The organism is Xanthomonas sp. NCPPB 1325 (genome assembly GCF_041477645.2).
GTDB lineage: Bacteria > Pseudomonadota > Gammaproteobacteria > Xanthomonadales > Xanthomonadaceae > Xanthomonas > Xanthomonas cannabis.
Genome location: NZ_CM192985.1, coordinates 2,175,434 through 2,199,604 on the forward strand (window position 1 = coordinate 2,175,434; position 24,171 = coordinate 2,199,604).

The window sequence follows — 24,171 nt, forward strand, 5'->3', positions numbered from 1 at the left end:
TCAGGCCTCCCCAGCGATTTCGGCAAGGCGACGCTCGGCAAAATCCTTTGCGGCCTGCGCCGACTCGTGCAGCTTCACACTCGGGGAAAATCCACACCCAGGCGTCCAGATATGGGATTCGGCTTTCTCGCCGATTGAGTGCACGCCGGCGCGAACACCTTGGACGCGACTATCAAGGTAGTAACCGCCAAGACCAACCCCGTCATCTTCCCAAGACTTGTTTGCCATCCCCGTCCTCGTTCCGTATGGCCCGGTGTGGGCCGACGAGGTAAGTCTAGACCTATGAACTGTGGAGTCAATAGCTATGAACCGAAATAGTTCGGAGCTATGAACTAAATTCAGCTTGCGTTTACTTTGGGACGGACTGTGAGACGATAACCGCATCAACTGGAGCAGGCTGATGAGTCGCAAATCCCTTTGGCTGCTACTTCTCGCCCTCGCGGCGCCAACTTCCAACGCCGAGACAGCCGCGGTCTATTCGTATGAGAAGGGCGGCGTTCGCTATTACACCACCAAGCCACCGGCTGGCGTCCCTTACAAGACGATCAACTATCACTGGCAACCGCCGGCGACGAAGCAGCCACGCGCTGCTCCGCAGTTCTACTCGGCAAGCGGGTGCACATTCGATTGCTCTGGACATGAAGCTGGCGCCCGCTGGGCTGAGCAACGGGGCATTGAGGATCCCGAAGATTGCAGCGGGAATTCCAACTCGTTTGTGGAGGGGTGTCAGGAGTACGCGCAGGAGCTACAGCGCGACCGGATCCAAAGCGGGCAATGCGAGGATGAGGATTACGACGAGATGTGCGACTACTGATCCCAGCTGTGCCCGTTGGCGCCACAGTTTCGCTCCAGCGAGGCCATGACCTCATCGGCGCTGTATTCGTGCCTTCGATAGCTATCAATGTTCGCTTGGACAATTGCTCTGCAATTTTTGGGCAGGCCGCTATCGCCGTAGACGGGCGCCCTATTGGGATCACCCAGCTTGGCGCACCCACTCAGGAGTACGGCAAGAAGCATAAATTTCAGCATTAGTCGGCCCATCCGCCAATCCAGTGGACGCGCCCGATCACCGTGATTGGCTCGCGCTTTGAGTCCATCCGCCGCGGGCGCTTCCAATTGTGGTCGCCGTCCGGGTTGTCGCTCTGGAACATGACCAAGCCGTCGATCACCATGGCTCGCTTCACGTAGTACTCGGGGTTGGCCATGCCGTCCACCTGGATCACGTACAAGACCCCGTCAACCACACGCGTATCCGACGTGTCGAACAGGATGGCATCGCCGTCCTCGATCGTCGGCTCCATGCTATCGCCCTTGCCATAGTAGACGGCAAGCGGTTTCCCGAAGATTCCGCGCCGGCGCAGGCTGGTCTTCTTGAACTTCAGACTGTGCGTCTCCGCGTACTCGACCGCTTCGGCGCCCGAGCCGAGGCCGGCCGCCTGGGAGTAGCCGATCACATCGGCGTAGTCATCATCGTTGGCCGCGGCGATGCCCGGCGCGAGTTCCATTTCGCCTTTTTCATACAGCAGCCATTCCAGCCTGATCCGCAGGTATTCGCAGATCCGGATGCCCGTCTCTGCCCACACCTTCTCGGGCCGGGTGGTGTCGTTGAGGATGTTGTAGACCGTGCCTTTCGCCAGCCCAAGCGCCCCGATCAGGTCGGTAGGCAGCTTGCGGCGAGCCTCAAGCGCGGTTTTCAGCCGGGTTCCCATTGTCATGGGCGCGACTCTATGAAAATCGCAGTTCATAGGTATTGACTGGCGTAAGTTCATAGGTCTAGACTCGCGCCATGGACATGACCAAGCGCGCAGTTCGAGAAGCCCTCGGCTTCACCCTGGACCGGCAGCTCGCCGGATTTTTTGGAGTAGGCAAAGCCGCCGTGAGCAACTGGGCTGAAGACGAGCCGTTGCCGGAGGTGCGCCAGTGGCAGGCCAAGGCCCTCCGCCCCGACGTCTTCGGCCCGGCCCCCAAGAAGCGGAAGAGGGCGGCTTGAGATGGCCAAGAAGAACCCAGCGGCCTATTTCCCAAGCGTGGGCACCGCTCGCATCTGCCGCCGCGCGGTCGACAAGTATGCCCAGCGCAATTCCACCTGGCGGCCCTACTTCGACACGTGGCAAGAGGCGCATGCGTGGTTGCAGCGCAGGGCTGAGGAAAAGCTTGCGAAGTCATTTGCGGCGGCGGCGGCGGACAGAAAGCACCTGGCTCGCGTGCTTGCACTGAAAGAGCCGAGCACCTTGCCAAAGGTCGACACCTCACTCACCCCGTCTCAATAACCGAATGTCGTAGCGCTCGCCGGTCCAGCGCACAGCAAACCAGTTTCCACCGACCCGCTTGAGCGCAACGACGTTCGTTCCAGCCTTCTTCAAAAACCCCATTCCACTGACTCCTCAAATTGACGATGTACGCAGACCCCACACACCTGAGAGACAACCCGATCAAGGTTCGCTTCAACGATCCCGACTACGCGCTGATCGTTGCGCTCGCCAACTTCAATGGGCGGCAGCCTGCTGCGTTCGTGCGAGAGCTGGCGTTAGCCGCTGTCGCGTCGATGGAGAAGGGTAGGCCGGAAGCAGATGCAGCCTGAAGGGCCAAAGCAGGCCCTGGGGAGGTCCTATGGACATAGCGCTGAAGCCATCTGAGAGCGCGATGTTTGAGCAGTACGCGAAGGCCCATGGGCTTTCGTCGATTGAAGAAGCAGTGATGCACGCAGCGCACGCCGAGTTGACCCGGCGCTACCGCCTACCGGCACGGCAGGCCTCAGTCGTACCGATTCAGGGACTCAAAAGTCCTGGGAGCAGTGAATGACCCATCTACCCGCCCGCGCAAGTGACCCGCTGACCAGCTGGGAAGCCGCTGAGCGCAACGACAAGTCGGGCAAGACCCGGCAGCAGCAGAACGTCACTGCGGGCGCGGTGGCGGATCACCCGGGCATGACGAGTGCGGAGCTGGCGAAGGCGGCCGGCCTGTGCCGCTACATGCTCGCGCGCCGGCTGCCGGAAGTGGAGCGCCAAGCGCGTGTGCTTCGCGGCGATGTGCGCGTGTGCGCGTCCACCGGCTACAAGGCCGCGACCTGGTTTCCGGTGCGCTGATGTCTGACACCTACACCAAGCTGTTCTCTTCGATCACCGAATCCACCGTGTGGGGCGAGTCCTATGCCACGCGCATCGTGTGGGTGACGATGCTGGCGATGGCTGATGCGTCGGGGCACGTTTACGGCGCAATCCCGGGCCTGGCACGCCGCGCCAATGTGACGCTGCCGGAGGTCGAGCAGGCGCTGCAGTCGTTCATGGCGCCGGACCCGTACAGCCGCACCAAGGAGAACGACGGGCGCCGCATCGAAGAGATGGACGGCGGCTGGCGGCTGATCAATCACGCCAAGTACGGGGCGATCCGTAACGAGGACGAGCGCCGCGCCTACAAACGCGATTGGGACCGGGAAAACCGACCCAGTGGACACAAGCGCGGCGGTCAGTCCGACAACAGTCCGACACAGTCCGACAGCGGCCCGACGAAAACCGACAGTCCGACCCCACCAACACCAACACCAACACCATCACTAGAAGAAAAGCAGAAGCAACAGCATGTGCAGCCGATGGCCGCACGCTGCCGCTTCGCTGAGTTCTGGGCGGTGTACCCGAACAAGAAATCCCGGCAGGAGGCCGAGAAGGCGTGGAAGCGCAAGAAGCTCGATCCGATCTGCGACGAGCTGATCACCCACGTGCAGCTGATGCAGGCCGCTGATGACGGCTGGCAGCGCGGCTACATCCCGATGGGATCGACCTACATCAACCAAGCCCGCTGGGAGGACATCCCGCAGCAGGCGGCAAGAGCTGGGCCGCAGGCGGCACCGCAGCAAATGGGAAAGACCGCGAAGGGCTTGATGGCACTGGAGGACTGGGCAAATGGTGGAACTGGATTGGTTGAAGAAGGAAATTGGCCGAGGGCTGCAGAGGCTGCAGTGCTTGAGCCTGGACCGCACTCCCGCAGCGGACATCATCACGCTGACGGCGACGGTGTGGTTCGAGTGCTTGACCACCGGCCGCGTGTGGGATCAAGCGCTGGATAGCCCGCGCTTCCAAGCCGCATTCGCGACCCTGTGCTTGGAACGCAAATCTTGGCCGGTGCCGCAGGATCTGATCGACGCCATGCCGCCGCGCAAGCAGCTGGCGATCACCAAGCAGCCGATCAAGGCCAGTCAGGCGGCGGTGGACAAGGCGTGCGCAGAGCTCGCGAAGGTACTGGGCACGCCGAAGCGGCAGAAGGCAGAAACCGGGCATGGCCACGTTCGGCCGCGCAAGGACGGGTTGAAGGCTCGCTGCGGCGGTCCGGGCATCTGCGGAACGTGCGCGCTGGAAGTCGCGCAGGAGCGTGCGGCGTGACCAAGGCCGACACCATCCGCCTGTTGCACGCCGAGCGCTGCAGCGTTGACGAGATTGCCGCAGCTGTGGGCTGGCTGCGCAGCAATGTCTCCCATTTCATCCGCACTTGGATCGACTGACCATGAATATCGAACTGAAAGAAGCAGTGAAGCGGCTAGAGCGCGCTTGCATCGCAGGCATGGATGAAGAGTACCGAGACGATCTACGCGCGGTGCTTGATGGGTTGAGTGCCCGGCCCGATGCGGGGAGCGGTGGGGATGCGCTTCGGGATCGTACCCCGGCCGATTACGCCATCGAGCACGCTGGCTATCTTGCGACCGCAGCCAAACGCCTGCTCGACGCACGCGGCGAGCTTGACGTCCTTTTGATGCGCCGCGACGAAGAGGATGACGTGGGGGACTGGGACATGCACGCCGCGCAGGATTCCGTGGACGAGACTAGCACTGGCCTCCGCTCTGCAATCTATGAGTTTGAGAAGCGTCGTGATCGCGCCCTCGCCGCCCGCCAGCCGGTGGGGGTGGAGCCGGTTGCGCATCGAGTGATCTATCCGGATGGTTCGCGCCCTTCGAAGTGGGACAGCGGAAAAGGGCACTGGCCCAAGGTTAAGGGTGTTGCAGGCGCCAGATTTGAGTATGCATTTCCGCCCCCGCCCGCGCCTGCTGCTGTGCCGGTGGGCTGGGATTGGCTGCGCGGGGTGATCGGGGGTATGCCGGTGCGCCACGAGCCAATGAGCGGGCAGATGATGAGCTATGTCCAGCGTGACGAGGTACTTGGCTGGATCGAGGAGGGGAAGCGCCGCGCCGAACAGGTTGCTGCTGTGCCGGTGGATGGGCGTGACCGACTACTTGCTGCTCTGGAGCGAGCAGCCGCAGCAGAAACAGCGCTTCGCCGATTGGTGGATGAGTGCGAGAACGACATGACTCCTGGGTGGGAGGATCGAATGACCGAGGAAATTTCCCGAGCTAACACTTTGCTCGCCACCCACCCCCAGCCGGCGGCGGCGAAGGAGCCTGCATCGTTCCGGTTCATCGCTGAAGAAGACAGGGCACCGACCAGGCACGACATGCGGGACAGAGGGAGTGTTGGATACCAGCACAAACCCAGCCCCACGGATGAAGGCGCGAAAGGGTGAACGACAAACTTCATATCGGCGGCGTAGATGATGACGACCAGCGCTGCCTGCGGTGCGGCTATCCTACTTTGGACACCGGCTGGGAATGCACCGAGTGCGGCTACGACAACATGCCGCACTACGTAGAGGCCGACCAGCAGCCCAAGCCGAAGGTGCAGTAATGTCGCACTTCATATTGCGAACAGACGGCACCGCGCACGGCCGCATGACCGACGCCTGGCAGTTTGCCAAGACGCTGATCGCCGCCGGCAAAAACGTGCGACTGGAAGTGAAGGAGCTGCTGCCGAAGCGGTCGATCGAGCAGAACGCACGCCTCTGGGCGATGCTCACCGACGTGTCGCTGCAGGTGCAGTGGCCGGTTGACGGCAAGCTGCAGCGCCTTTCGCCCGAGGAGTGGAAGGACATCTTTACCGCAGGGCTGACGAAGAGTCAGCGCGTCGCCCAGGGCATCGATGGCGGCTTCGTGATGCTCGGCACGCGCACCAGCCGCATGACCGTGGCCGAGATGTGCGACCTGCAGGAGCTGATGGGTGCGTTTGGCGCCGAGCATGGCGTGCGGTGGAGCGATCCGCATTTCACCGAGCAGAGGAAAGCAGCATGAAAGCGCGCATGCGTTTCTGTAATGGTAAGTGGTGGTGCCGCCGCATGGGAGTAACGGGCTGTGGCGAATCTATGGAGGCTGCTTACGAAGACATGTGGCAGCTTTATCGAGAGGCAATGCGACCCAAGCAATATTCGTACTGTGCGCCGAGGAAGGCCTGATGCGCTCAAACACCAATCAGACTGACGTGTTCCGCGACTCACCAGCAACGAAGGCCGCGCAGTGGCGCGCAGCTGCCGAAGCATGCCGGCAGCAGTTTCCGGGCGACGCGCGACGCTTGCGCTACTACGAATCACAGGCCGAGTACTACGAAGCCCAGTGCAACCAGATCAGGAGCGCAGCGTAATGGGGCGTGCATCTGGGTCAACATTGAAGCCGCTTGTGAAACTTGGGAAGTCGCCCGAGAAGTGCTGGAGCTGGGTGGCTCACATAGATAGCGATGGACGGGCAGTCAAACAGTTCAACGGCAAGTCGATCCCCGCCCAGCGGTGGATGTGGATGCAGTTGTTCGGGCCGATCAAGCCTGGATTCGTTGTGTATTCGACCTGCGGCGATCGCACCTGTTGCAACCCGCACCACTTGCGCTGCGGCTTCATGGCCGACGCCAACAGGGCGGGTAATGGCACGGTACTGCTAGCTGAGGATGTCGCCCAGCTTCGCAAGGACTACGACAACGGCCTGGACGCGGATCGCATAGCCGCCAAGTTCGGCATCACCGCCGGATACGTCAAGCAGATTGCCAAGGGGCGCAGCTGGGGCCACAAAAAACTGCACAAGGTCAAGGCGGTGGCGGCGTGATCATCTCCAACGCACTACGTAAGAGCGCGGGCCACCACGACGCGCACTGCATGCTCAACATCGCCGGAGTGTGTGACGGGCAGGGCTGCATGCTCTGCCACATCCGCATCGCTGGCGAAGTGGGCGGCGCGCAGAAGCCTGACGACATGTGCGCCACGTTCGGCTGCGGTGCATGCCATCGCGCATTCGACTCAAACGGCACCACGCATGGCCTCAAGCGGGGCAGCGAAGACTGGCTGTTCTACGCCCTACGCGGCATGGCGCGCACGCTGCGCTGGTGGCATCAACACGGATTCCTAAACATCAAGGGAGCAGCATGAGCATCAACCAATCGGCAAAGAAGATCCCGCGCGGCAACATGGACACGGCCACGCTGACGATCCGCGAGGAGTTTGCCATCCAGATGATGGCTGCAATGCGTGGCGCTAACCCGGAAGCATCAAGCAAGAACGTAGCGCTCGATGCGCTTGAAGACACAGACGCGCTGCTGGCCGCATTGGAGCAAAAGGCATGAACGACATCGAGAAGCGGGCGCACGAACTGTGGGCAGATTGCCACCGGAAGCAGGGCGCTACGCAGAGGATCATTGATGACTGCCTTTGCGGAAAAGTGATGATGCCGCAAATGACTCATGAACTTCTGCGTATGGCGCTGTCGGCCGCGCCACAGGGAGTGGAGCCGGCCGCTTACCAGTACCGCGTGGACGTAGTGCGTGACGGGTTCGCATCGTCTGACTGGGAGGATATCTCGCGGGATGAGTACGAGGCACGGAGGGCCGTCATGGGCGGCCATGGGCCGAAGAAAATAGCCGGCGACACCACCCGCGGAGATCTGCGCCTTGATCCACACGGGTGGAATGCCGAGTTGCGCTCGCTCTATGCAGCGCCGCAGGTTCCGGTGGATGTGCTGCGCGATGCCGAGCGTCTGATGTTCTGTTTCGAAGCTGACGGCTTCGTCGGCGTGGCAAAGGACCGTTACGAATACGCCATGGACTGCGCAAAAGAGGCCGGACGAGACGAGCCAAGCGCAGAGGACGAGTTGAACGGCGTGCGTCGCTTGATCGACGCAGCCATGCTCGTCGCCAAGCCGGAGCCGCAGGCATGAGCACTATCAGGAAAGATCAAGCAGCCGCAATGGCGGTAGCCACTGCCGTTTCAACGATGGGTGTTTTACATGCGCACTTGCTAGTTCAGCAAGCTTGGATTGACGCGAAAACTCGCTACGCGCCTTCGGCGTCGATTGCCAAGCGCCGTCTTCGGCAGATCATTGGACAGGACCGAGAGACAACGCCGACGTATCGGTGGAGATTGATTCGTCAGGCCGCAGACAGAATGACTTGGCAGCACCTACTAAATGGCACTTGGCGGCCTAAATATCGCTGGGAGCGCCGCCAATGACCCGCGATCAGGAGTTAGCCCAGGCTCGCGAGTCAGGCCGCTACGCACGAGAGGCCGGCCGGCCGATCAGTGCCTGCCCCATGTACGGGATCACCGAAGACGCCGCCGAGCTGCGCAAGCAGTGGCAGGCCGGGTTCAACGAGTGGAGGAGAGCGGCATGAATCTACTGCGCGAAGACATCGAAGACATCGCTGAGCGGATCAAGCTGCGCGTGATCGCCAAGGGCCCGCATGCCGTGTTCGTGAAACGCAACGGCACGACCAACCTCTATCCGGTGACGGACGAGCGCGCCATGTGCCGCGCTGGCGCCGATCTGGTTGGCAGCTACACCCGTCAGGCGCCTGTCGTGGACATCGAAGACGACCTGCGCGCACGCATGCGGGAAATTGCGGCATGATTGAACTGACTCTGCCGTGGCCCAGCAAAGAACTGTCCCCGAACGCGCGCGTGCATTGGACCCGCAAGGCAAAAGCAGCCGGGGTGGCTCGGGCCGAAGGCAAGTTGATGGCAATCGCTGCCGGCTGGCAATCGGTCGTTCTGCCAGAGGGGCGCCTACACCTCTGGGTCGATTTCTATCCGCCGACGCGCCGCCTGCCCGACGACGACAACATGGTGGCTCGGTTCAAGCCGTACCGCGACGGACTGGCTGATGCGCTGGGGATCGATGACAAGCGGTTTGTGTCGCACCCCTATGTGCGCGAGCAGCCGCGCAAGGGTGGGCAGGTAGTGATCCGACTGACTGGAGGGCCGACTCCATGAGCGCCCTTGAGCACCAGGTTGGCGGCGACCACTACAGCAAGCTAGGCGACTACCAGCCTTGGGAAGTGCTAAGGCACTGGCTCACCGAGGAGGAGTTCCGCGGCTACATGAAAGGCACCGCAATCGCCTACCTCGCCCGTGAGCGGGACAAGGGCGGCGACATCGACATCCACAAGGCCCTGCACACCCTGCAGGGATTGGCAGAACTCACAGGGGGCAAGCAGCTATGAGCGGGCAAATCGACACCTTTGGCGCCTACGTGCGCGCAGAGCTGGAGCACTGGGGGAGGGAGTTCGCCCTGCACCGGGACTTCGACTACTTGGGCCACCAGAGCAAGAATATGCTGCAGGTGCTGATCGAGCACCGCGGCGAGATGCCGCCGCCCAACGTCGGATACAAGCCGCTTGAGACCGATTCCCGTGCCCAACGCATTGAAGATCTTGTGGCTGAGATCGCTCGCTCCAACGGGTCGATGGCCTGCGTGCTGCGCGCATACTTCTGTGGTATGGGCCGGCGCAAGGTCGAGCGGTATGAGACGGCCCTGCTTCTGCTGGCGAACGCCGGGGCGCCAATGATGCCGGTTCGCGCCTACCTGGAGATCGCCAAGAGGGGGGAGGACCGCGTCTACGGCATGCTGTCCGGCATGGCAATCGGCCAGGCGCAACGCGCCGCTTGACAGGTGACACCTGAGATGAGTTAATTCAGGCACTGTGACACAGAAGCCCCTGGCGAAAGCCGGGGGTTTTGCTTTTGTGGGGTATGGACTGGGAGAGCCCGGTCGCCCCAAACTAGGGTCGCGGTGAATGCACGGGCTGACGTGCAGCAGAGATGGACCGATCAGTGGTTAGATGACCGGGAGTGGCGGCCCGGTATGCGCAGGTTCGAATCCTGCCCCGCGTCACCGTGGGTAGAGGTCCGCAGCTACCAATGCACGCCACATGGATGCCGGGATCAGCTCCGGCCACCGCAACCCAGGCCCTGCCATCCGGCGGGGCTTTTTCTTTGCCCGCTCCCTAGCCGGACCACCCTTCGAATCCAGCCGGATCGCGGCGCGGGCGCCTATTTTCGGAGTTTCCCTTGAGCCAATTCGATAGCCTGATTGGCCGCGTGCTGAGTCACGAGGGCGGCTACGTCAACGATCCGCGCGACCCCGGCGGCGAAACACAGTGGGGGATCAGCAAGCGGGCTTATCCGGCGCTCAATATCCGAGCACTGACCCGCGATCAAGCCATTGAGATCTACCGCCGGGACTATTGGGCGCACGTTCAGGGTGACAAGCTGCCGGCCGCGGTTGCATTTCAGGTAATGGATGCTGCGGTCAACCACGGCGTTGGTACAGCCATCCGTTGGCTGCAGCGGGCCGTGGGCGTGGCAGATGACGGAGTGATCGGGCCGCGCACCCTGGCGGCGGCGGTCGCTGCGCCGGCTGCAGACTTGGTGCTGCTGTTTAATGCCGAGCGCCTCGAGTTCTACGCCAAGCTGAGCACCTTTGATGCCTTCGGCAAGGGCTGGACACGGCGTGTCGCCGGGAACCTGCGTCTAGCTGCGCTGGACAACTGATGCCCGGCAAGAAATCCCGCGACAGCGCCGTGGCCAAGCTGCAGATGGCGCTGAGCACCATGAGTACACCAGGCATGACGCCATCGAGTGCGCTGACTCTTGTGAAAAGCATGGTGCAGGATGCACTGGACCTGATACAGGAGGCGGACCCGCTCAAGAAGCGTGTGGCCTTCATCGTGCTGGCGCTGCAGGAGTCCACCGAGATCCATGTGGTGGCGCTCCGTGGCAAAGAGCACGAACGCATCCTGATCCGTGACAGGCCGCTTTACGAATGGGCGATGAAGCAGGTTCACCAACTGGCGCAACCGGGCAGGGAAGCGGCATGACGTTCGCCAGCCGCAACGCTGGCGCCGGCCGCATCGGCATCGCCATCTTGATCCTGTTCCTCTACGGCATGGCCATGGCTGCGCTGGTGGGCGTTTCGATCCCGCAGACCAACCGCGATGCGTTTGCACTTCTCCTGGGCGGCCTGAACACCGCGCTCGGCGGGGTGGTGGGCTACTTCTTCAACATTTCCCGTCGCCAGGCCGGCGGCTGACACAGGAGCACGGCATGACCGACCAGGCCATTGAGCAGGAAATCCAGGCCAAGGGCCTGACAGCGTCGCGCGTGACGCCGGAGGACATCGAAGCAGAGATCAGCGCGGAGTACACGTTTGTGGTTGGGGATGTGCTCAACCAAGCTCCGATCGTCGAATCGGTGAAGCTTTTGACGATCTGCGTGATCGTGCTGCGCAACGGCTTCACCGTCACCGGTGAGTCGGCCTGCGCCAGCCGGGAGAACTTCGACGCCGACATCGGCCGCAAGATCGCGCGCCAGAATGCGGTCGCGAAAATCTGGCCGCTGCTGGGCTTCCGGCTGCGCGACAAGCTGGCTGGTTGAGCGATGACCCGCATAGCGATCGCCATCATCGCCGCGCTTGTGTGGTCGGCCGCCATGTTCGGTGCCGGCTGGGCCTGGCGCGGCGACCGCGCCGAAGGTGCCACCAGCGAGCAGAAGGCGGGCGATGCCCTCGGCGCGCTTGCCGGCGAGCAGGGCGCGCGTGCCATCGAACACAAACAGGCCGAGGTGCTGGCGAACATTGGAGACAAGCATGAAAACGACCGGCAGGCGGCCCAGGCCGTCCCTAATGCTGTTGTGGCTGACCTGCGCAGTGGTGCTCTCAAGCTGCGGGACGGCTGGGCCAGCTGTGAAACCCAGCGCCTTGCCGAAACTGCCGCCGGCACCCGCGAACGTGATGCGGGAACCCAGCGCCGAGAAGAGTTTGCGGGCCGAATTGTTCGAATCGGGCGTGACGCCGACGACCAGCTCCGCGCCTGCCAAGCCGTGGTGAGTGCAGACCGTGAGTGACATCGGCCGCGTTACGCACAACTACGTGTCCGCGCACCAGCGCGACCGAGTGCACCGGGCCAACTTGTACGCCAACGAGAAGCGCGCGCTCGTGACCGACTTCAATGGGGCCATCCCCAAGGGGAGGGGCATCGTTTCTGCGACCTGGCAGACAGACGACACCAGTCAGTGCGTGATGTCGCTGCCTGCGATCAACGGCCGGCAGGTCCAGGTGCAGATCGCTGCTCAATATTCCGGAGAGTGCCGCATCCGTGTGGATGCCACGCTGGACAATGGCGAGGTCTACAGCGCCTGGCACGTGATCCGCGTCCAGCCGGCGCCGTACTTCAACAGCCCTGGCTGGGTGAATGGGCCTAGCAGGCTCACGGCGGTGGCGGCATGACTGGGCGGCCGAGCGATTACAAGCCGGAGTACTGCGACCTAGTCATCGAGCTGGGCAGGCAGGGCAAGTCTGTTGTGCAAATGGCCTGCGCAATCGACGTTGTCCGCAGCACGCTGTACGAGTGGTGCAAGGATCACCCGGAGTTTTCGGACGCCTTTACGCGAGCAAAGCAGCTGAGCCAGGACTGGTGGGAGACGCAGGCTCAATGCGGACTGACCGCCGACAAGTTCAACGCCCAGCTGTGGTCGCGCTCGATGGCCGCTCGCTTCCCTGAGGACTACCAGGAGCGCAAGGGCGTCGAGCTCACTGGTGCAGGTGGCGGCCCAGTTCAGACCGTGACACGAGTGGAGCGGCGCATTGTTCGTCCTGGATCTTCCGACAGCTGAGGTCTTCGTTCCTCTGCTTGAGCCTGCCCGATATAAGGGCGCTCACGGTGGACGAGGTTCAGGCAAGTCGCACTTCTTCGCAGAGCTGTTGATTGAGGATGCGGTCCGAGAGCCAGGCGAATCTGGTGGGGCTGGTCTGCTGTCTGTGTGCATCCGCCAGGTGCAGAAATCGCTCAAGCAGTCCAGCAAGCGCCTGATCGAGTCGAAGCTGCGGGAACTGGGCCTTGGCGAGAAGGATGGCTTCAAGGTCTACAACGAGGTGATCAAGACCCCGGGAGACGGTGTGATTGCCTTCCAGGGCATGCAGGACCACACCGCCGAGTCGATCAAATCGCTGGAAGGTTTCAAGCGGGCATGGTGGGAAGAGGCGCAGGCTGCGACATCGCATTCGCTCAGCCTCTTGCGGCCAACGATCCGCGCGCCAGGGTCCGAGCTGTGGTTCAGCTGGAACCCGCGCCGGAAGTCTGATCCGGTGGATCTGATGCTGCGCGGCACAGAGATTCCGACCGGCGCCACGGTGGTGCGGGCCAACTGGCAAGACAACCCCTGGTTCACTGCTGAGCTGGAGCAGGAACGGCAAGACTGCCTGCGCATGCAGGCGGACCAATACGACCACATCTGGGGTGGCGGGTACATCACTGCGGTGTCGGGCGCCTACTTCGCGAAGTCGCTGGCTGACGCGAAGGATCAGGGCCGGATAGGGCGGCTTGCCGCTGACCCGCTGATGACCACCCGGGCTTACTGGGACATTGGCGGCACCGGCGCCAAGGCCGACGCCTGCGCTATTTGGATCGTGCAGTTCGTCGGTCGCGAAGTGCGAGTTCTGAACTACTACGAGACAGTTGGTCAGCCTCTTGCGACGCACGTTGAGTGGCTGCGTCGATCGGGATATGAGGGCTGCCAGTGTGCTCTGCCGCACGACGGCGCCTCGCACGACAAGGTGTATGCGGTGAGCTATGAGAGCGCACTGAGGGCCGCAGGGTTCGATGTGCGGGTGATCCCAAACATGGGCGCCGGTGCGGCGATGACGCGCATCGAGTCGGTGCGTCGGCTGTTCCCTGCCATCTGGTTCAACAGTGGTTCGATCGGCGACGTTCGGGACGCAACAGAGGCAGGGCGCGACGCGCTGGGCTGGTATCACGAGAAGCAGGACGAGAAGCGAAGCATCGGCCTTGGCCCCAATCACGATTGGTCAAGTCATGGCGCGGATGCGTTCGGCTTGATGGCAGTCGATTTCGAAACGAACGGCGTCAAGGCACCTGCCAAGGCGATCAAATTCAACAGTGGATGGGCCTAATGCGCGATGACGACTTGAAACCGCCGAAGACTGCGGAAGACAAGTACCGTGTGATGCGCCAGCGGTTCGCCGATTGCGAGTCGGCCGAGTCCACGCTGCGAAACCAGGCGATTGACGACTTCCGCTTCATTTGGGTCGCCGGTAGCCAGTGGGACAACAACTTCGGCCGACTGCGCGGGTCGCGCCCCAAGTACGAGTTCAACAAGCTGCGGCAGTCGGTGAAGCAGGTCATCAACGACATGCGCATGAACACGCCGTCGATCAAGATTCGTGCGAGCGAAGATGGCGATGTGAAGCTGGCCGAGATTCGGCAGGGGCTGATCCGCAATATCGAGTCACAGTCGCGCGCCGATGAGGCCTACGACTGGGGCGGCATGTATGCGGTCAGTTGCGGCTTCGGCGTGTGGCGCGTCACCACCGAGTACTCCAACGACGACAGCTTTGACCAAGACATCAGGATCAAGCGGATCCACAACCCGTTTTCGGTGCGGTTTGACCCATCGGCAACTGAACTGGATCGCTCTGACGCGCAGTTCGCTTTCGTCGAAGACTCGGTGTCACGTGCGGAGTTCGGCCGGCGCTGGCCGAGCGCTGAGATCGTCGCATTCGATTCCAGCCTGAGCGGCGACCGGCGGGACTGGTATCGCGACAAGGAGGTGCGCATTGCCGAGTACTGGCAGCGCGTGCCGGTGACCAAGGAGATTCTGCGGCTGTCGGATGGGCGTGTGGTTGATGCCGCCGACTTCGACGAAGAGGCGGCAGCCAATCCGCCGATGGGCCAGATGGGCCAGGCCCAAAGCGAGCCCATCACCGTCGAGGATCGGCGTTCGATCGAATCGCACAAGATCACGATGGAGATCGTGAGCGGAGAAGAGACGCTTGAAGGGCCGTTCGACTGGCCCGGCCGTTATATCCCGCTCGTGCCGGTGTGGGGCGATATCGTCCACGTTGACGGCAAGGACGAGTGGTATGGCATGGCTCGCATGTCGCGCGATGCGCAAGTGCTCTACAACTTCGAGCGCTCCAACTTCGCCGAGGTGATCGCCAATCAGCCGAAGTCCCCCTTCATGTACACGCCCAAGAATATCGAGGGCTTCGAGCGTGAGTGGCGCGATCTGGCCGTCGATAACGCGCCTGGCTTGCCGTACAACCCTGATCCGCTGGTGGCTGGCGGGCGACCGATGCGCGAGCCGCCGCCGCAGCTGTCACCAGGATATATGGCTGCCCTACAGCTATCTGGCCAAGATTTGCAGGACACCAGTGGCATCCAGAATGCCGGTCTGGGCAAGCGCAGCAATGAAACAAGCGGTAAGGCAATCCTTGCCCGGCAGCGCGAAGGAGATGTAGCCAACTTCGACTACCAGGACAACATCAGCCGGGCAATCCTGTACACCGGCATCATCGTTAATGACCTGATCCCGCACATCTACGACAGTGAGCGGCAAATCCGCATCCTGGGCGAGGACGGGTCGGAAGAGTTCTTGGCGGTCAACAAGCCCGTGTGGGATGAGGAAACGCAGAGCTATCTGACGGTCAACGACCTGCGCCAGGGCAAGTATGACGTGTCCATCACCACCGGCCCGAGCTACACCACGCAGCGCATGGAGACGCTAGACGCGATGATGCAGCTGGCCCAGTCCAACGGACCAGACGGCATGCTGGCGCGCTATGGCGTGCTCAAGGCGATGGACACGCCGGGCATGGACGAGGTCCGCGACGCCTACCGGTCACTGCTGGTGAAGCAAGGCTTGTTGCAGCCGGGTGAGGGAGACCAGCCGCCGGAGCCGCAGCAACCGAACCCGAAAGACATGACAGACGCCAAGAAGAACGACGCGCAGGCGCAGCTCTACGGCGCGCAGGCGCAAGGGCAGCAGCTGGAGAACATGCAGCTTCAGCAGCAGTTGCAGGCAGGAAAAATGCTAATGGGCATGCAACCGCCCATGCCGCCACCACCGCAAGAACAAGCCGCACCAGAACAGCCGCCGCAAGGCGGTTTTTTTATCGGCGTCGATCCGGGGCTAGACCCCACCGCACCGGCCGGCCAGCCGGGCTATCCGATCTGAGATCGCTATGAACGAACGACTGCAGGCGGCCATCGCGGCCGTGGAAGCCTCCAACCCCACACCGCAGGCCGATGCGTCGGCTGCACCAGTAGTGGAAACCGCACAACCTGCTGATGAGCAGGGCAACCCCGCCGCAACCGTTGAGGACGATCAGCAGATCGACGAAGCGGACGATTCCGGAGATTCGGCAGCTTCGGACGGGAATGATGCTCCCGCACAACGCCAGAACAAGGGCGTTGGTAAGCGCATCAACGAGCTGACGCGAGAGAAGTACGAGGCAATTCGCAGGGCAGAAGCCGCCGAGCGACGCGCGCAGGAGCTAGAGCAACAGCGCCAGCCGCAAGCCGCCGGCAAAGACTCTGCGCAGTCGGACAGCAGGCCGACGTTGGACCAATTCAATTACGACCAGGACGCATATCTGGAGGCCCTCACCGATTGGCGGGTCAACCAGCGGCTGAGTGAGCGTGATTCGCAGCAGCAGGTCCAGCAGAAGCAGCACCAGGAGCAGGAACGGCAACGTGAATTCCAGGGGCGCCTGGCTTCGTTTGAAGCCGAAAACCCTGGCAAGTGGGAGGCGGCCACCAAGGCGCCGATCAATTTCACTGAGCCGATGCTGGAGGTGATCGCCTCCAGTGAGGTTGGCCCGCGCATCGCGGTCTACCTCGCCGAAAACCTGGACCGCGCCGACGAAATCTCGCGTATGACGCCCTATGCCCAAGCCGCAGCGCTTGGTCGCATCGAAGCGTCGATGAGCGCGCCCAAGCCCGCACATATCCCGCCTCCGCCCAAGACCGTCACGAAAGCACCTGCACCGCCTCCGACGGTTAGCGGTGGCTCTGTCGTGCGCAAAGACCTTGCGTCGATGGATGTCGCCGATCACCTCGAAGCGGTTCGGGCCAAACGAAACCGATAACCGGAGATTCACCAAATGGCTGGCAACCAGCTACTCACCAGTTCCATCATCGTCAAGCGTGGCCTGGCAGTTTTGAGCGAAAAGCTCAAGGTGCTGGGCATGGTCAACCGACAGTACGACACCCAGTTTGGCTACAAGGGTGGCGCGAAAGAGGGCGACATTGTTTCGGTGCGTGTCCCGCAGCGCGGCGTGGTCCGTAAGGGCCGCATCATGGACATCCAGCCGCAGATCGACAAGACCATCCCGGTCAAGGTTGACCAGTACTACGGCATGGACACCGGCGCCACGTCGGCTGAAATGGCGTTGCAGATCGATGACTTCCAAGAGCAGTTCATCGACCCGAAGATCGGCGACCTGCTGGCGAACGTCGAAGCCGACTTCATCAACAAAGTGACCCCGCTGGTGCCGGGCTCTGTCGGCGACTACGGCGCGTTCGATGACGCGCGCACCGCGCTTGCGGCCAAGGCTTACTTGGACAGCCAGCTCGCACCATCTACGGGGCGCAACCTGCTGATCAACACCTTCTCCCAAATCGATATCGTCGATAGTCTGAAGGGGCTGTACAACGCGCAGGAGAAGGTTAGCCGGCAGTATCGTGAGGGCGAAATGGCGAGCAATACGCTCGGTTTCGACTGGTACTCGTCCAACCTCACGGCCACCACCACGCGCGGTACTGGCGCGGGTTACCTGGTCAATGGCGCAGGCCAGTCAGGAACCACGCTGGTCGTGGATACCGGCACCGGCACCATCAACCCTGGTGACACCTTCACCATCGCCGGTGTGTTTGATGTGCATCCGCAGACCAAGAAGGTGCTGTCTGGTCAGCTGAAGAAGTTCACCGTCACCCTCGCCGCCGCAAGTGGTGCGACCGCCTTGCAGATCACGCCGGAAATCATCCCGGCTGGTTCCGAGCAGAACGTCTCCAACGCACCGGCTGACAACGCAGCAATCACCATCGGCGGCGTGGCTGGCACAAGCTATGCGCAGAATCTGGCATTCACCAAGGATGCTTTCTACTTCGTCACCGCCGATCTTCCGAACCCGCCGGCAAACCATGGCGTTGACGCTGCATCTGCCACGCACCAGGGCATCACGCTGCGATTCATCCAGGGCTACGACATGATCAATGACATGTGGATGTCGCGCTTTGATTTGGTCTGGGGCGGCGGGATTCTGCGTCCCGAGCTGGCCGTTCGTATCCCTGCAACCACCACTGGTATCTAAGGAGAACCGAAATGGCACAACTCGCAGTTGAAACCCAGAACAGCCTGTGGGCCGCAGCTCCGGGCACCAACGATGGCTCCGTGCTCGGCAAGGACTCGACCGAGAAGGTCGGATTCTTCGGCACCACACCGATTGCCCAGCCCACCATCACCGCCGCCAATTCGGCCGCCGGCACCGCAGGTGCCGTGCTGGTCGCGTTGGGCCTGGCCCGTCAGATCCCGTAAGGAGGGGCCATGGCTACCGAAAAAAAGCACGCGCTGTATCTGAAGCACCCCGATGAAGATCGCATCGAACTGGTGCATGCCGATGATGTCGAAGACCGCAAGGCCAATGGCTGGAAAGAGCCGGAGGGCATGAAGGCCAACGGCGAGGAATGGAACCGCGAGGATGACTTGCCGGGCCAGGGCATCGCCGCCGATATCGCTAAGCAGACCGCCGAAGCCGATGCCAAGCGCGCCGAGCAAAAGCAGAAGGAGGCCGATGCCGAGAAGGCAAAGGCCGAAGCAGCGGCGAAGAAAGCCGAAGCGGCGCCGGCGAAGAAGTAATCCAGCAGTTCGTCAGTGAACAGGGGCGCCCAAGTGGCGCCCCTTCTTTTTGAGGATCCACATGACCACAGTTGCCCAAATCGTTGCGCGATCGCTTCGATTGCTCCGCGTCGTGGATTCGAACGAGGCCCCCGAGGCCGAAGATTTTGAGACGGCGCGCATCGCCCTAAACGGCATGATGCGGCGCTGGGAAGCAAACGGGCTGGCACTGGGGTGGCAGTCCGTCGAGAATCCCGCAGAGACATTGCCAGCACCGCCAGAGGCTGAGCAGGCTATTGCCTACAACCTCGCAATGATGCTCCGCCCTGAGTACGGCGCAAACCTTGAGCCTGATGTAGTTCAGACGGCCAATGACGGACTGGCCGAGCTGCGCCGCGACATGTTGGTGGCCAATCCGCTTGTACTGCGCCAGCGCCTGCCGGGCTGCGGCCGCTACAACATCTACACCGACGAGTACGACGGCTGATGGACCTTCGCCCAATCGACCTGCTCGGCGGGTTTTACGCCGACGACAGCAAGCCGTGGTCGGTGCAGGACACGGTGAACTGGCTGCCTGAGGTCGCTGAGGTTCGCGGCACTCGCACCGAGTACAAGCTGGCATCGCCACCGGGGCTGCGCGAGTACATGCGACTTGGCGATCGGCCGATCCGTGGCCTGCGCAACGTTGAGGGCACGCTGTTTGCGGTGTGCGGCAACGACCTGCACCAGATCAGCACCAAGGCCACCAGCACGGTGCGCGGCCAGATCCCAGGCGTTGGCCGGGTGCAAATGGCGCACAACCAAATCACCGGCGGCAATGAGCTGCTGATCGTCAACGGACAGAGCACTGGCTACGTCTGGAACACGGCCAAGAACACGTATCTGCGCATCACGGACGACGGCTACCCAGGCGCGCGCGCGGTGGACTACTCCGATAGCTATCTGCTGCAGGTTGAGCCGTTCGGCCGTTATTGGTTCAACAGCGACCTGGCCGATGCGCTCAGCTACAGCACTCTCGATCAGTACCAGTCCGAGGCGTCGCCCGACAAGATCGTGACGTTGATCGTCAGCCAATTTGAAGTGGTCGTGTTCAACGAGACCACCACCGAATTCTTCTACAACGCTGGCGGCAATACCGGCACATTCCAGAACAAACGGGTCCTGATTGACCGCGGCTGCGCGAGTGGCGACACGGTGCAGAAGCTGGACAACAGCGTCTTTTGGCTCGGCAATGACGGCGTGGTGTATCGCCTCAACGGCTACCAGGCCGTGCCGATATCCACAGGCCCAGTGCAGGCCGCGATTCGCGACAACAATTGGAAGCAGGCGTTCGCTTTCACCTGGGAGGATGGAAAGCACAAGGTCTACTACCTCACCTTCCCCGACGGCAAAACGTGGGGCTACGACGTTGTGACCGGCGTCTGGCACCGGCGCGCCTCCTTCGGCCTAGATCGCTGGCGCTTGAACCACATGGTGCGCTGGAATGGCATGTGGATCGGCAGCGACTTCCAGGACGGCCGGCTCTGGGTACTGGACTGGGACTACATGCTGGAGGGCGATCAGCCGCTGGTGTCTGAGCGAATCGGCCCTGTGGGTCACAACAATCAGATGGCGCTCAACGTAAATTACGCCGAGTTACTGATTAGTATGGGGGGGGAGTTTACAACTTCGCCTCGCTCGCCGCTTGCAGGCAAAGAATGGGAGCTTGTATCTCAAATTCCGAGCCTTCCCTTCGATACCGCAGCAGTGGGGGATGGTGTATTAGTTTTAGGAGTTCAGTCGCAAGAGATCGTTATTGTGAGCGACGATAAAGGGGTAAATTGGCGTACTGTCAATATGCCCTGGCGCTCAAGATCTGCCGCTTACGGGAAAGGGAAATTTGTATTTAGCCGAGATTTTAACAATGTATCGGTTAGTTCGGATGGAGCATTTAGCTTTTCAAGCTATAGCACCACAAATACTGATGCTTATAGAGTTACCATTTTCAATGGCCAGAGATTTTTAAGGCTAGGAGAAAGAGGTTCGTGTGAATGGTCTTTGGACGCAGTAAATTGGAACAACTCATTCACGGGCCTAATATCTCCAATAGAGATTGGAGAGACTATTCAGTCTAGCGCAGGTAACGGGGGCCTAGTTGTTGCATTCTATGGGGATGGTTCTATCAGTAGAACGTTAGACGGCGGTGAGTCATGGGTGCCATGTTCAATATATGAAGATCCTCTGCCAAATTCTCCATTTACTGGATCAGCCACAGATGGCAATTCAATAAAAGCATATAAGTCAAATGGAATAAAACTATTTGTTTATGAATCAATGAACAATGGGCAAGGCTGGACTTGCTCATCAATTCCTATAGACAACTCAATTGATTTTAATGGCGGGCCTTCAAAATATATAAACGGAATTTGGGTGCACTTGCAAAAGGGAACGAATAACCCGCCAAAGATGTTCTCATCTGATGATGGTAAGTCTGGATTTAAGGAAATTGTAGTTTTCGATTCAAATCTTGCGCCTGTAAATTGCGTGAGCGCTGGGGTCATAGCTGTTTCAGGAGTCGCGCTTGCTTATGGCTATGCGTCATTAGATGGTTGGGCATACAGAAGTCCCAGATTAGTTAATGATGAAAGTTCTGGAAATTTAGATTATGAAGCCAGTAATAGGCATGTAAGCGTCTGCTACTCCAAAGACGGCGGCTACAACTGGTCGAACTGGCGCGAGTACTCGCTGGGTGAGCTGGGCGAATACCAGCGCCGCATCCGCATGAACCGCTTGGGCCGTGGCCGACAGTGGGTCTTCAAGATACGCGTGTCCAGCCCGGTCAAGCGCGACCTCTACGGCGCAGTCGCCTACATCGAGCCCACGGGGGGCTAATCATGGAACTTGACGAAATGCTGCCCGCTCTCACGGAGCCTGGGCAGGCGGTCGCGTGCCTGGGTGGCCGGCAGCCAACCATGGATGAACTGCACGAGCTTGAGGACGCGATCCGCCAGCTCCCCGAGCAAGATTGCCCGGTGGAGCACCACTTCGCAGACGGCGTTTACGGCCGTGCGATGCGCATCCCTGCGGGCACCGTCCTCACCGGCAAGGTGCACCGCTTCTCGACGCTCAACGTGCTGGTGCAGGGCGAAATCACCGTGACCACGCCGCACGGCATGCAGCGGCTCAAGGCGCCCGCGATCTTCACTTCCGAGCCTGGCTGCAAAAAGGCTGGCTTCGCACACACCGACGTGGTGTGGCTCAACGTCCATCCCACGAAACTTCGCGACATCGCGTCGATCGAATCCAAATTCATCCTGCCGGAAGCACCGGCACTCATCGAAGGAGAAGCGCCATGAGCTGGGGCGCAGTAGCAGGTGCAGCGGTCAGTGTTGTCGGTGGCGTCATCGCCAACAAGAACAACAAGAAGGCGAACGGGCAGGCGCAGAGTGCTGCGGACGCCAACTACTACGCCAACACGCAGAACATGCAGCCGTATCTCAACGCAGGTACAGGCGCGCTCAACCAGCTGGCGCAGCTGAACTCGGGCAACTACTCCAGCTTTCAGGAGTCGCCGGACTACCAATTCACATTGCAGCAGGGTCTGCAGGGCCTGGACCGCAGTGCAGCGGCACGCGGCTCCCTATATTCCGGTGGACAGCAGGCTGACGTCTTGAAGTACGGGCAAGGCTTGGCATCCCAGGAGTACAACAACTACTACAACAAGCTGGCGAGCCTTGCAGGCATGGGTCAGAGCGCCGCAAGCGCGCTGGCCGGCGTCGGCAACACGTACGCCAATGCGACCGCCAACAATGCCTACCAAAGCGCTGCCAACAGCAACGCACTCACTGGGTTTTTGACTGGTGTCGGCTCCAATCTGGCCTCCAACATCAACTACGGCGGCGGCCGGCAGAGCGGATACAGCAACGCTGCCAATCAGATCAACTCGATCACAATGGCCAATAACAACAGGCTTTTGACCAACGGAGGCCTGTAATGGCGAATGCCCTTTCTGACTTCCTTGGCGGCTTCCAAGCCGGCGACGAGATCACCAGTCGCCAGCGCGAACAGCGCCAGACCAACCAGCTTGCGCGCCTTGCACCACAGGTCGTGACCGGCGACCCGCAGGCATACGCGCAAGCAGCTGCGATCAACCCGCGGGCCGCGCAGCAGTACCAGCAGAGCGGCGACCAGATCGCCATGAAGGCGCGCGGCGCCGCCAAGTACCTGCAATCGGCACTGCAGTCAGGCAACCAGCAGCAGATCATGGCTGCGCGCCAGACGATCAAACCCTTCATGGACACGCTGAAGCCGGATAGCTCCTATCCGCTGGACATGGACCCGACGCAGGAGGCGGCCGGACTGCAGGGCTTCCTTGCGCGGACCAGCTACCTCGATCCCGAGGTGAAGAACGGCGCGCCCACCGGCTTCCGCGAGTTCCAGATGAAGGCGGCTGCGGCCGGCCTGCAACCCGGCACGCCGGAGTACCAGAACGCAGCCAAGATCGCGCTGGGGCAGGAGGCGCGCCAGTCTTCCGCTGCAATCGGCTATCAGAAGGTCAACATCAACGGACAGGACGTTCTGGTAGCAACCGATCCACGAGGCATCGGCGCACAGATTGTGGGCTCGGGGACGAGTTACGGCACGTTTGCAAATCCTGCGATGGCGGGGCAGGGGCAGTCTGCAGTAAGCGTAGATATTGCAGGGCTGTCTCCCGAAATGCAGCAGCGGTTGGCAAGCACTGTATCTGCGATGAAAGCAGCTAACGTCCCCGAGGAAGCAATCAATTCCGTCATCAGCATGGCTGCATCGCAGGGCGCTCAGAACGTAGCCGCAAATCCCTTTGCGGGTCGTCCTCAAGAGCAGCAGGCGGCTGCAACCGAGGCGGCCAAGCAAGCCGTCCAGCTCCAGTACCTACCGCAAGAGCTGGGCATGCGCACCCAAGACGCCGTACAGCGCGCCGGTGCGACCACCGCGGTGGAGGCCGGGGCCAAGCGCCAGGCAGAGCAGCAGGGGCAGCGAGAGGAGCGCACACGTGATGCGCGCGACACCCTGTCGCTGCTTGCGCGAGCCGAGCAGATCCTGCCCGGCGCTACCGGTAGCCGCGGAGGCCAGCTGGTTGATGCCGCTGCCGGCCTGGTTGGCACTTCGACGCCGGGCGCTCAGGCAACGGCGCAGCTGCAAACGATCGCCGGCCAGCTCACGTCGAAGATGCCGCGCATGCAGGGTCCGCAGTCTGACCGTGATGTGCAGCTGTACCAGCAGATGGCCGGCGACTTGGCGAACCCAAGCATCCCGACTGAAACGCGCCTGGCCGCGCTGCGCACGATCCGCGCCCTGAATCAGAAGTATGCCAACCAGCAGCCATCCCCTGCCGGCAACCGCGCGCCTGCAAACTCTGGCGGCTCCTACAGCGACCTCTGGAAGTAAATC

Annotated in this window: 40 protein-coding genes; 38 read left to right on the forward strand and 2 right to left on the reverse strand. The window is 61.5% G+C overall.

What is annotated here, in order from left to right; genetic code table 11:
- Window positions 1-228, reverse strand: a complete 228-nt coding sequence (locus ACCQ10_RS09245; protein WP_372362870.1) for a hypothetical protein — start codon at window positions 226-228, stop codon at window positions 1-3.
- Window positions 229-400: 172 nt separating this feature from the next.
- On the opposite strand from ACCQ10_RS09245, the gene ACCQ10_RS09250 reads away from it, so the two are divergent.
- Window positions 401-814, forward strand: coding sequence for a hypothetical protein (locus ACCQ10_RS09250; protein WP_372362871.1), 414 nt, complete (start codon window positions 401-403; stop codon window positions 812-814).
- Between the two features lie 214 nt (window positions 815-1,028).
- Here ACCQ10_RS09250 and ACCQ10_RS09255 read toward each other — a convergent pair whose 3' ends face one another.
- Complete coding sequence (locus ACCQ10_RS09255; RefSeq protein ID WP_372362872.1) at window positions 1,029-1,715, reverse strand: S24 family peptidase; 687 nt, start codon at window positions 1,713-1,715, stop codon at window positions 1,029-1,031.
- 71 nt (window positions 1,716-1,786) lie between these two features.
- Here ACCQ10_RS09255 and ACCQ10_RS09260 point away from each other — a divergent pair, with 71 nt between their 5' ends.
- From ACCQ10_RS09260 to ACCQ10_RS09440, 37 genes are all read left to right on the forward strand, one after another.
- Entirely contained in the window at window positions 1,787-1,990 is a 204-nt protein-coding gene (locus ACCQ10_RS09260; RefSeq protein WP_372362873.1) for a helix-turn-helix domain-containing protein, read from the forward strand.
- Between the two features lies 1 nt (window position 1,991).
- The gene (locus ACCQ10_RS09265; protein ID WP_372362874.1) at window positions 1,992-2,270 is read left to right on the forward strand and encodes a hypothetical protein; all 279 of its coding nucleotides are present in this window, start codon (window positions 1,992-1,994) and stop codon (window positions 2,268-2,270) included.
- A gap of 125 nt (window positions 2,271-2,395) precedes the next feature.
- Window positions 2,396-2,581, forward strand: a complete 186-nt coding sequence (locus ACCQ10_RS09270) for a hypothetical protein (RefSeq protein WP_044750564.1) — start codon at window positions 2,396-2,398, stop codon at window positions 2,579-2,581.
- Window positions 2,582-2,798: 217 nt separating this feature from the next.
- Window positions 2,799-3,086, forward strand: a complete 288-nt coding sequence (locus ACCQ10_RS09275) for a winged helix-turn-helix domain-containing protein (protein ID WP_372362875.1) — start codon at window positions 2,799-2,801, stop codon at window positions 3,084-3,086.
- Window positions 3,086-4,063 carry an LvrA C-terminal domain-related protein gene (locus ACCQ10_RS09280; protein WP_372362876.1) on the forward strand — a complete coding sequence of 326 codons (978 nt, stop codon included), beginning with the start codon at window positions 3,086-3,088 and terminating at the stop codon, window positions 4,061-4,063. Before ACCQ10_RS09275 ends, ACCQ10_RS09280 begins: the two co-directional genes overlap by 1 nt.
- Window positions 4,026-4,376, forward strand: a complete 351-nt coding sequence (locus ACCQ10_RS09285; RefSeq protein ID WP_372362877.1) for a hypothetical protein — start codon at window positions 4,026-4,028, stop codon at window positions 4,374-4,376. The genes ACCQ10_RS09280 and ACCQ10_RS09285 overlap by 38 nt, the downstream gene beginning before the upstream one ends.
- Window positions 4,373-4,495: a helix-turn-helix domain-containing protein gene (locus tag ACCQ10_RS09290; protein ID WP_372362878.1), complete on the forward strand. Its 123-nt coding sequence runs from the start codon at window positions 4,373-4,375 to the stop codon at window positions 4,493-4,495. The genes ACCQ10_RS09285 and ACCQ10_RS09290 overlap by 4 nt, the downstream gene beginning before the upstream one ends.
- A 2-nt stretch (window positions 4,496-4,497) precedes the next feature.
- A complete protein-coding gene (locus tag ACCQ10_RS09295; protein WP_372362879.1) occupies window positions 4,498-5,508 on the forward strand; it encodes a hypothetical protein in 1,011 nt (336 codons plus the stop codon).
- Window positions 5,505-5,669, forward strand: coding sequence for a hypothetical protein (locus tag ACCQ10_RS09300; protein WP_372362880.1), 165 nt, complete (start codon window positions 5,505-5,507; stop codon window positions 5,667-5,669). Before ACCQ10_RS09295 ends, ACCQ10_RS09300 begins: the two co-directional genes overlap by 4 nt.
- Window positions 5,670-5,713: 44 nt before the next feature.
- Window positions 5,714-6,109 carry a recombination protein NinB gene (locus ACCQ10_RS09305; RefSeq protein WP_372362881.1) on the forward strand — a complete coding sequence of 132 codons (396 nt, stop codon included), beginning with the start codon at window positions 5,714-5,716 and terminating at the stop codon, window positions 6,107-6,109.
- A 381-nt stretch (window positions 6,110-6,490) separates the two neighbouring features.
- Entirely contained in the window at window positions 6,491-6,907 is a 417-nt protein-coding gene (locus ACCQ10_RS09310; RefSeq protein ID WP_372362882.1) for an HNH endonuclease, read from the forward strand.
- 50 nt (window positions 6,908-6,957) lie between these two features.
- The gene (locus ACCQ10_RS09315; RefSeq protein WP_372362883.1) at window positions 6,958-7,227 is read left to right on the forward strand and encodes a nuclease domain-containing protein; all 270 of its coding nucleotides are present in this window, start codon (window positions 6,958-6,960) and stop codon (window positions 7,225-7,227) included.
- Complete coding sequence (locus ACCQ10_RS09320) at window positions 7,224-7,421, forward strand: hypothetical protein (protein ID WP_372362884.1); 198 nt, start codon at window positions 7,224-7,226, stop codon at window positions 7,419-7,421. The genes ACCQ10_RS09315 and ACCQ10_RS09320 overlap by 4 nt, the downstream gene beginning before the upstream one ends.
- A complete protein-coding gene (locus ACCQ10_RS09325) occupies window positions 7,418-8,011 on the forward strand; it encodes a hypothetical protein (RefSeq protein WP_372362885.1) in 594 nt (197 codons plus the stop codon). The genes ACCQ10_RS09320 and ACCQ10_RS09325 overlap by 4 nt, the downstream gene beginning before the upstream one ends.
- Before the next feature lie 289 nt (window positions 8,012-8,300).
- Window positions 8,301-8,465, forward strand: coding sequence for a hypothetical protein (locus ACCQ10_RS09330; RefSeq protein WP_372362886.1), 165 nt, complete (start codon window positions 8,301-8,303; stop codon window positions 8,463-8,465).
- A complete protein-coding gene (locus tag ACCQ10_RS09335; protein ID WP_372362887.1) occupies window positions 8,462-8,701 on the forward strand; it encodes a hypothetical protein in 240 nt (79 codons plus the stop codon). Before ACCQ10_RS09330 ends, ACCQ10_RS09335 begins: the two co-directional genes overlap by 4 nt.
- On the forward strand, window positions 8,698-9,063 hold the full coding sequence (locus ACCQ10_RS09340) for a RusA family crossover junction endodeoxyribonuclease (RefSeq protein ID WP_372362888.1): 366 nt from the start codon (window positions 8,698-8,700) through the stop codon (window positions 9,061-9,063). The genes ACCQ10_RS09335 and ACCQ10_RS09340 overlap by 4 nt, the downstream gene beginning before the upstream one ends.
- Window positions 9,060-9,293 (forward strand): DUF3310 domain-containing protein, encoded by a 234-nt coding sequence (locus ACCQ10_RS09345; RefSeq protein WP_372362889.1) that lies wholly within the window; start codon window positions 9,060-9,062, stop codon window positions 9,291-9,293. The genes ACCQ10_RS09340 and ACCQ10_RS09345 overlap by 4 nt, the downstream gene beginning before the upstream one ends.
- Window positions 9,290-9,739, forward strand: coding sequence for a hypothetical protein (locus ACCQ10_RS09350; RefSeq protein WP_372362890.1), 450 nt, complete (start codon window positions 9,290-9,292; stop codon window positions 9,737-9,739). The genes ACCQ10_RS09345 and ACCQ10_RS09350 overlap by 4 nt, the downstream gene beginning before the upstream one ends.
- A 401-nt stretch (window positions 9,740-10,140) precedes the next feature.
- The gene (locus tag ACCQ10_RS09355; protein WP_372362891.1) at window positions 10,141-10,623 is read left to right on the forward strand and encodes a glycoside hydrolase family 108 protein; all 483 of its coding nucleotides are present in this window, start codon (window positions 10,141-10,143) and stop codon (window positions 10,621-10,623) included.
- Window positions 10,623-10,949, forward strand: a complete 327-nt coding sequence (locus ACCQ10_RS09360; RefSeq protein WP_372362892.1) for a hypothetical protein — start codon at window positions 10,623-10,625, stop codon at window positions 10,947-10,949. Before ACCQ10_RS09355 ends, ACCQ10_RS09360 begins: the two co-directional genes overlap by 1 nt.
- On the forward strand, window positions 10,946-11,161 hold the full coding sequence (locus tag ACCQ10_RS09365; RefSeq protein WP_372362893.1) for a hypothetical protein: 216 nt from the start codon (window positions 10,946-10,948) through the stop codon (window positions 11,159-11,161). Before ACCQ10_RS09360 ends, ACCQ10_RS09365 begins: the two co-directional genes overlap by 4 nt.
- Before the next feature lie 14 nt (window positions 11,162-11,175).
- Window positions 11,176-11,505, forward strand: a complete 330-nt coding sequence (locus tag ACCQ10_RS09370; protein WP_372362894.1) for a Gp49 family protein — start codon at window positions 11,176-11,178, stop codon at window positions 11,503-11,505.
- Between the two features lie 3 nt (window positions 11,506-11,508).
- The gene (locus ACCQ10_RS09375) at window positions 11,509-11,973 is read left to right on the forward strand and encodes a hypothetical protein (RefSeq protein ID WP_372362895.1); all 465 of its coding nucleotides are present in this window, start codon (window positions 11,509-11,511) and stop codon (window positions 11,971-11,973) included.
- Entirely contained in the window at window positions 11,966-12,355 is a 390-nt protein-coding gene (locus tag ACCQ10_RS09380; RefSeq protein WP_372362896.1) for a hypothetical protein, read from the forward strand. Before ACCQ10_RS09375 ends, ACCQ10_RS09380 begins: the two co-directional genes overlap by 8 nt.
- Entirely contained in the window at window positions 12,352-12,741 is a 390-nt protein-coding gene (locus ACCQ10_RS09385) for a terminase small subunit (RefSeq protein ID WP_372362897.1), read from the forward strand. The genes ACCQ10_RS09380 and ACCQ10_RS09385 overlap by 4 nt, the downstream gene beginning before the upstream one ends.
- A complete protein-coding gene (locus tag ACCQ10_RS09390; protein ID WP_372362898.1) occupies window positions 12,713-14,038 on the forward strand; it encodes a PBSX family phage terminase large subunit in 1,326 nt (441 codons plus the stop codon). The genes ACCQ10_RS09385 and ACCQ10_RS09390 overlap by 29 nt, the downstream gene beginning before the upstream one ends.
- Window positions 14,038-16,101, forward strand: coding sequence for a portal protein (locus ACCQ10_RS09395; protein WP_372362899.1), 2,064 nt, complete (start codon window positions 14,038-14,040; stop codon window positions 16,099-16,101). The genes ACCQ10_RS09390 and ACCQ10_RS09395 overlap by 1 nt, the downstream gene beginning before the upstream one ends.
- 7 nt (window positions 16,102-16,108) lie before the next feature.
- The gene (locus tag ACCQ10_RS09400; protein WP_372362900.1) at window positions 16,109-17,014 is read left to right on the forward strand and encodes a hypothetical protein; all 906 of its coding nucleotides are present in this window, start codon (window positions 16,109-16,111) and stop codon (window positions 17,012-17,014) included.
- Between the two features lie 15 nt (window positions 17,015-17,029).
- Window positions 17,030-18,238, forward strand: coding sequence for a P22 phage major capsid protein family protein (locus ACCQ10_RS09405; RefSeq protein WP_372362901.1), 1,209 nt, complete (start codon window positions 17,030-17,032; stop codon window positions 18,236-18,238).
- An 11-nt stretch (window positions 18,239-18,249) separates the two neighbouring features.
- Window positions 18,250-18,462, forward strand: a complete 213-nt coding sequence (locus ACCQ10_RS09410) for a hypothetical protein (RefSeq protein WP_372362902.1) — start codon at window positions 18,250-18,252, stop codon at window positions 18,460-18,462.
- 9 nt (window positions 18,463-18,471) lie between these two features.
- Window positions 18,472-18,783 carry a hypothetical protein gene (locus ACCQ10_RS09415; RefSeq protein WP_372362903.1) on the forward strand — a complete coding sequence of 104 codons (312 nt, stop codon included), beginning with the start codon at window positions 18,472-18,474 and terminating at the stop codon, window positions 18,781-18,783.
- 61 nt (window positions 18,784-18,844) lie between these two features.
- Window positions 18,845-19,249 (forward strand): packaged DNA stabilization gp4 family protein, encoded by a 405-nt coding sequence (locus ACCQ10_RS09420; RefSeq protein WP_372362904.1) that lies wholly within the window; start codon window positions 18,845-18,847, stop codon window positions 19,247-19,249.
- Window positions 19,249-21,633, forward strand: coding sequence for a packaged DNA stabilization protein (locus ACCQ10_RS09425; protein ID WP_372362905.1), 2,385 nt, complete (start codon window positions 19,249-19,251; stop codon window positions 21,631-21,633). The genes ACCQ10_RS09420 and ACCQ10_RS09425 overlap by 1 nt, the downstream gene beginning before the upstream one ends.
- 2 nt (window positions 21,634-21,635) lie before the next feature.
- Complete coding sequence (locus ACCQ10_RS09430) at window positions 21,636-22,097, forward strand: hypothetical protein (RefSeq protein ID WP_372362906.1); 462 nt, start codon at window positions 21,636-21,638, stop codon at window positions 22,095-22,097.
- The gene (locus tag ACCQ10_RS09435; RefSeq protein ID WP_372362907.1) at window positions 22,094-22,735 is read left to right on the forward strand and encodes a hypothetical protein; all 642 of its coding nucleotides are present in this window, start codon (window positions 22,094-22,096) and stop codon (window positions 22,733-22,735) included. The genes ACCQ10_RS09430 and ACCQ10_RS09435 overlap by 4 nt, the downstream gene beginning before the upstream one ends.
- Window positions 22,735-24,168, forward strand: coding sequence for a hypothetical protein (locus tag ACCQ10_RS09440; protein WP_372362908.1), 1,434 nt, complete (start codon window positions 22,735-22,737; stop codon window positions 24,166-24,168). The genes ACCQ10_RS09435 and ACCQ10_RS09440 overlap by 1 nt, the downstream gene beginning before the upstream one ends.
- Window positions 24,169-24,171: the final 3 nt, after the last annotated feature.

Excerpts from the sequence above, each read along its gene's own strand:
- ACCQ10_RS09260 (WP_372362873.1), top strand. The coding sequence starts at position 1,787 with ATGGACATGACCAAGCGCGCAGTTCGAGAAGCCCTCGGCTTCACCCTG.
- ACCQ10_RS09250 (WP_372362871.1), top strand. The coding sequence starts at position 401 with ATGAGTCGCAAATCCCTTTGGCTGCTACTTCTCGCCCTCGCGGCGCCA.
- ACCQ10_RS09345 (WP_372362889.1), top strand. The coding sequence starts at position 9,060 with ATGAGCGCCCTTGAGCACCAGGTTGGCGGCGACCACTACAGCAAGCTA.
- ACCQ10_RS09440 (WP_372362908.1), top strand. The coding sequence starts at position 22,735 with ATGGCGAATGCCCTTTCTGACTTCCTTGGCGGCTTCCAAGCCGGCGAC.
- ACCQ10_RS09255 (WP_372362872.1), bottom strand. The coding sequence starts at position 1,715 with ATGACAATGGGAACCCGGCTGAAAACCGCGCTTGAGGCTCGCCGCAAG.
- ACCQ10_RS09295 (WP_372362879.1), top strand. The coding sequence starts at position 4,498 with ATGAATATCGAACTGAAAGAAGCAGTGAAGCGGCTAGAGCGCGCTTGC.
- ACCQ10_RS09425 (WP_372362905.1), top strand. The coding sequence starts at position 19,249 with ATGGACCTTCGCCCAATCGACCTGCTCGGCGGGTTTTACGCCGACGAC.
- ACCQ10_RS09315 (WP_372362883.1), top strand. The coding sequence starts at position 6,958 with ATGCTCAACATCGCCGGAGTGTGTGACGGGCAGGGCTGCATGCTCTGC.
- ACCQ10_RS09245 (WP_372362870.1), bottom strand. The coding sequence starts at position 228 with ATGGCAAACAAGTCTTGGGAAGATGACGGGGTTGGTCTTGGCGGTTAC.
- ACCQ10_RS09330 (WP_372362886.1), top strand. The coding sequence starts at position 8,301 with ATGACCCGCGATCAGGAGTTAGCCCAGGCTCGCGAGTCAGGCCGCTAC.
- ACCQ10_RS09320 (WP_372362884.1), top strand. The coding sequence starts at position 7,224 with ATGAGCATCAACCAATCGGCAAAGAAGATCCCGCGCGGCAACATGGAC.
- ACCQ10_RS09430 (WP_372362906.1), top strand. The coding sequence starts at position 21,636 with ATGGAACTTGACGAAATGCTGCCCGCTCTCACGGAGCCTGGGCAGGCG.
- ACCQ10_RS09435 (WP_372362907.1), top strand. The coding sequence starts at position 22,094 with ATGAGCTGGGGCGCAGTAGCAGGTGCAGCGGTCAGTGTTGTCGGTGGC.
- ACCQ10_RS09265 (WP_372362874.1), top strand. The coding sequence starts at position 1,992 with ATGGCCAAGAAGAACCCAGCGGCCTATTTCCCAAGCGTGGGCACCGCT.
- ACCQ10_RS09280 (WP_372362876.1), top strand. The coding sequence starts at position 3,086 with ATGTCTGACACCTACACCAAGCTGTTCTCTTCGATCACCGAATCCACC.
- ACCQ10_RS09410 (WP_372362902.1), top strand. The coding sequence starts at position 18,250 with ATGGCACAACTCGCAGTTGAAACCCAGAACAGCCTGTGGGCCGCAGCT.
- ACCQ10_RS09305 (WP_372362881.1), top strand. The coding sequence starts at position 5,714 with ATGACCGACGCCTGGCAGTTTGCCAAGACGCTGATCGCCGCCGGCAAA.
- ACCQ10_RS09350 (WP_372362890.1), top strand. The coding sequence starts at position 9,290 with ATGAGCGGGCAAATCGACACCTTTGGCGCCTACGTGCGCGCAGAGCTG.
- ACCQ10_RS09420 (WP_372362904.1), top strand. The coding sequence starts at position 18,845 with ATGACCACAGTTGCCCAAATCGTTGCGCGATCGCTTCGATTGCTCCGC.
- ACCQ10_RS09360 (WP_372362892.1), top strand. The coding sequence starts at position 10,623 with ATGCCCGGCAAGAAATCCCGCGACAGCGCCGTGGCCAAGCTGCAGATG.
- ACCQ10_RS09365 (WP_372362893.1), top strand. The coding sequence starts at position 10,946 with ATGACGTTCGCCAGCCGCAACGCTGGCGCCGGCCGCATCGGCATCGCC.
- ACCQ10_RS09370 (WP_372362894.1), top strand. The coding sequence starts at position 11,176 with ATGACCGACCAGGCCATTGAGCAGGAAATCCAGGCCAAGGGCCTGACA.
- ACCQ10_RS09385 (WP_372362897.1), top strand. The coding sequence starts at position 12,352 with ATGACTGGGCGGCCGAGCGATTACAAGCCGGAGTACTGCGACCTAGTC.
- ACCQ10_RS09415 (WP_372362903.1), top strand. The coding sequence starts at position 18,472 with ATGGCTACCGAAAAAAAGCACGCGCTGTATCTGAAGCACCCCGATGAA.
- ACCQ10_RS09400 (WP_372362900.1), top strand. The coding sequence starts at position 16,109 with ATGAACGAACGACTGCAGGCGGCCATCGCGGCCGTGGAAGCCTCCAAC.
- ACCQ10_RS09395 (WP_372362899.1), top strand. The coding sequence starts at position 14,038 with ATGCGCGATGACGACTTGAAACCGCCGAAGACTGCGGAAGACAAGTAC.
- ACCQ10_RS09275 (WP_372362875.1), top strand. The coding sequence starts at position 2,799 with ATGACCCATCTACCCGCCCGCGCAAGTGACCCGCTGACCAGCTGGGAA.
- ACCQ10_RS09270 (WP_044750564.1), top strand. The coding sequence starts at position 2,396 with ATGTACGCAGACCCCACACACCTGAGAGACAACCCGATCAAGGTTCGC.
- ACCQ10_RS09405 (WP_372362901.1), top strand. The coding sequence starts at position 17,030 with ATGGCTGGCAACCAGCTACTCACCAGTTCCATCATCGTCAAGCGTGGC.
- ACCQ10_RS09335 (WP_372362887.1), top strand. The coding sequence starts at position 8,462 with ATGAATCTACTGCGCGAAGACATCGAAGACATCGCTGAGCGGATCAAG.
- ACCQ10_RS09325 (WP_372362885.1), top strand. The coding sequence starts at position 7,418 with ATGAACGACATCGAGAAGCGGGCGCACGAACTGTGGGCAGATTGCCAC.
- ACCQ10_RS09340 (WP_372362888.1), top strand. The coding sequence starts at position 8,698 with ATGATTGAACTGACTCTGCCGTGGCCCAGCAAAGAACTGTCCCCGAAC.
- ACCQ10_RS09375 (WP_372362895.1), top strand. The coding sequence starts at position 11,509 with ATGACCCGCATAGCGATCGCCATCATCGCCGCGCTTGTGTGGTCGGCC.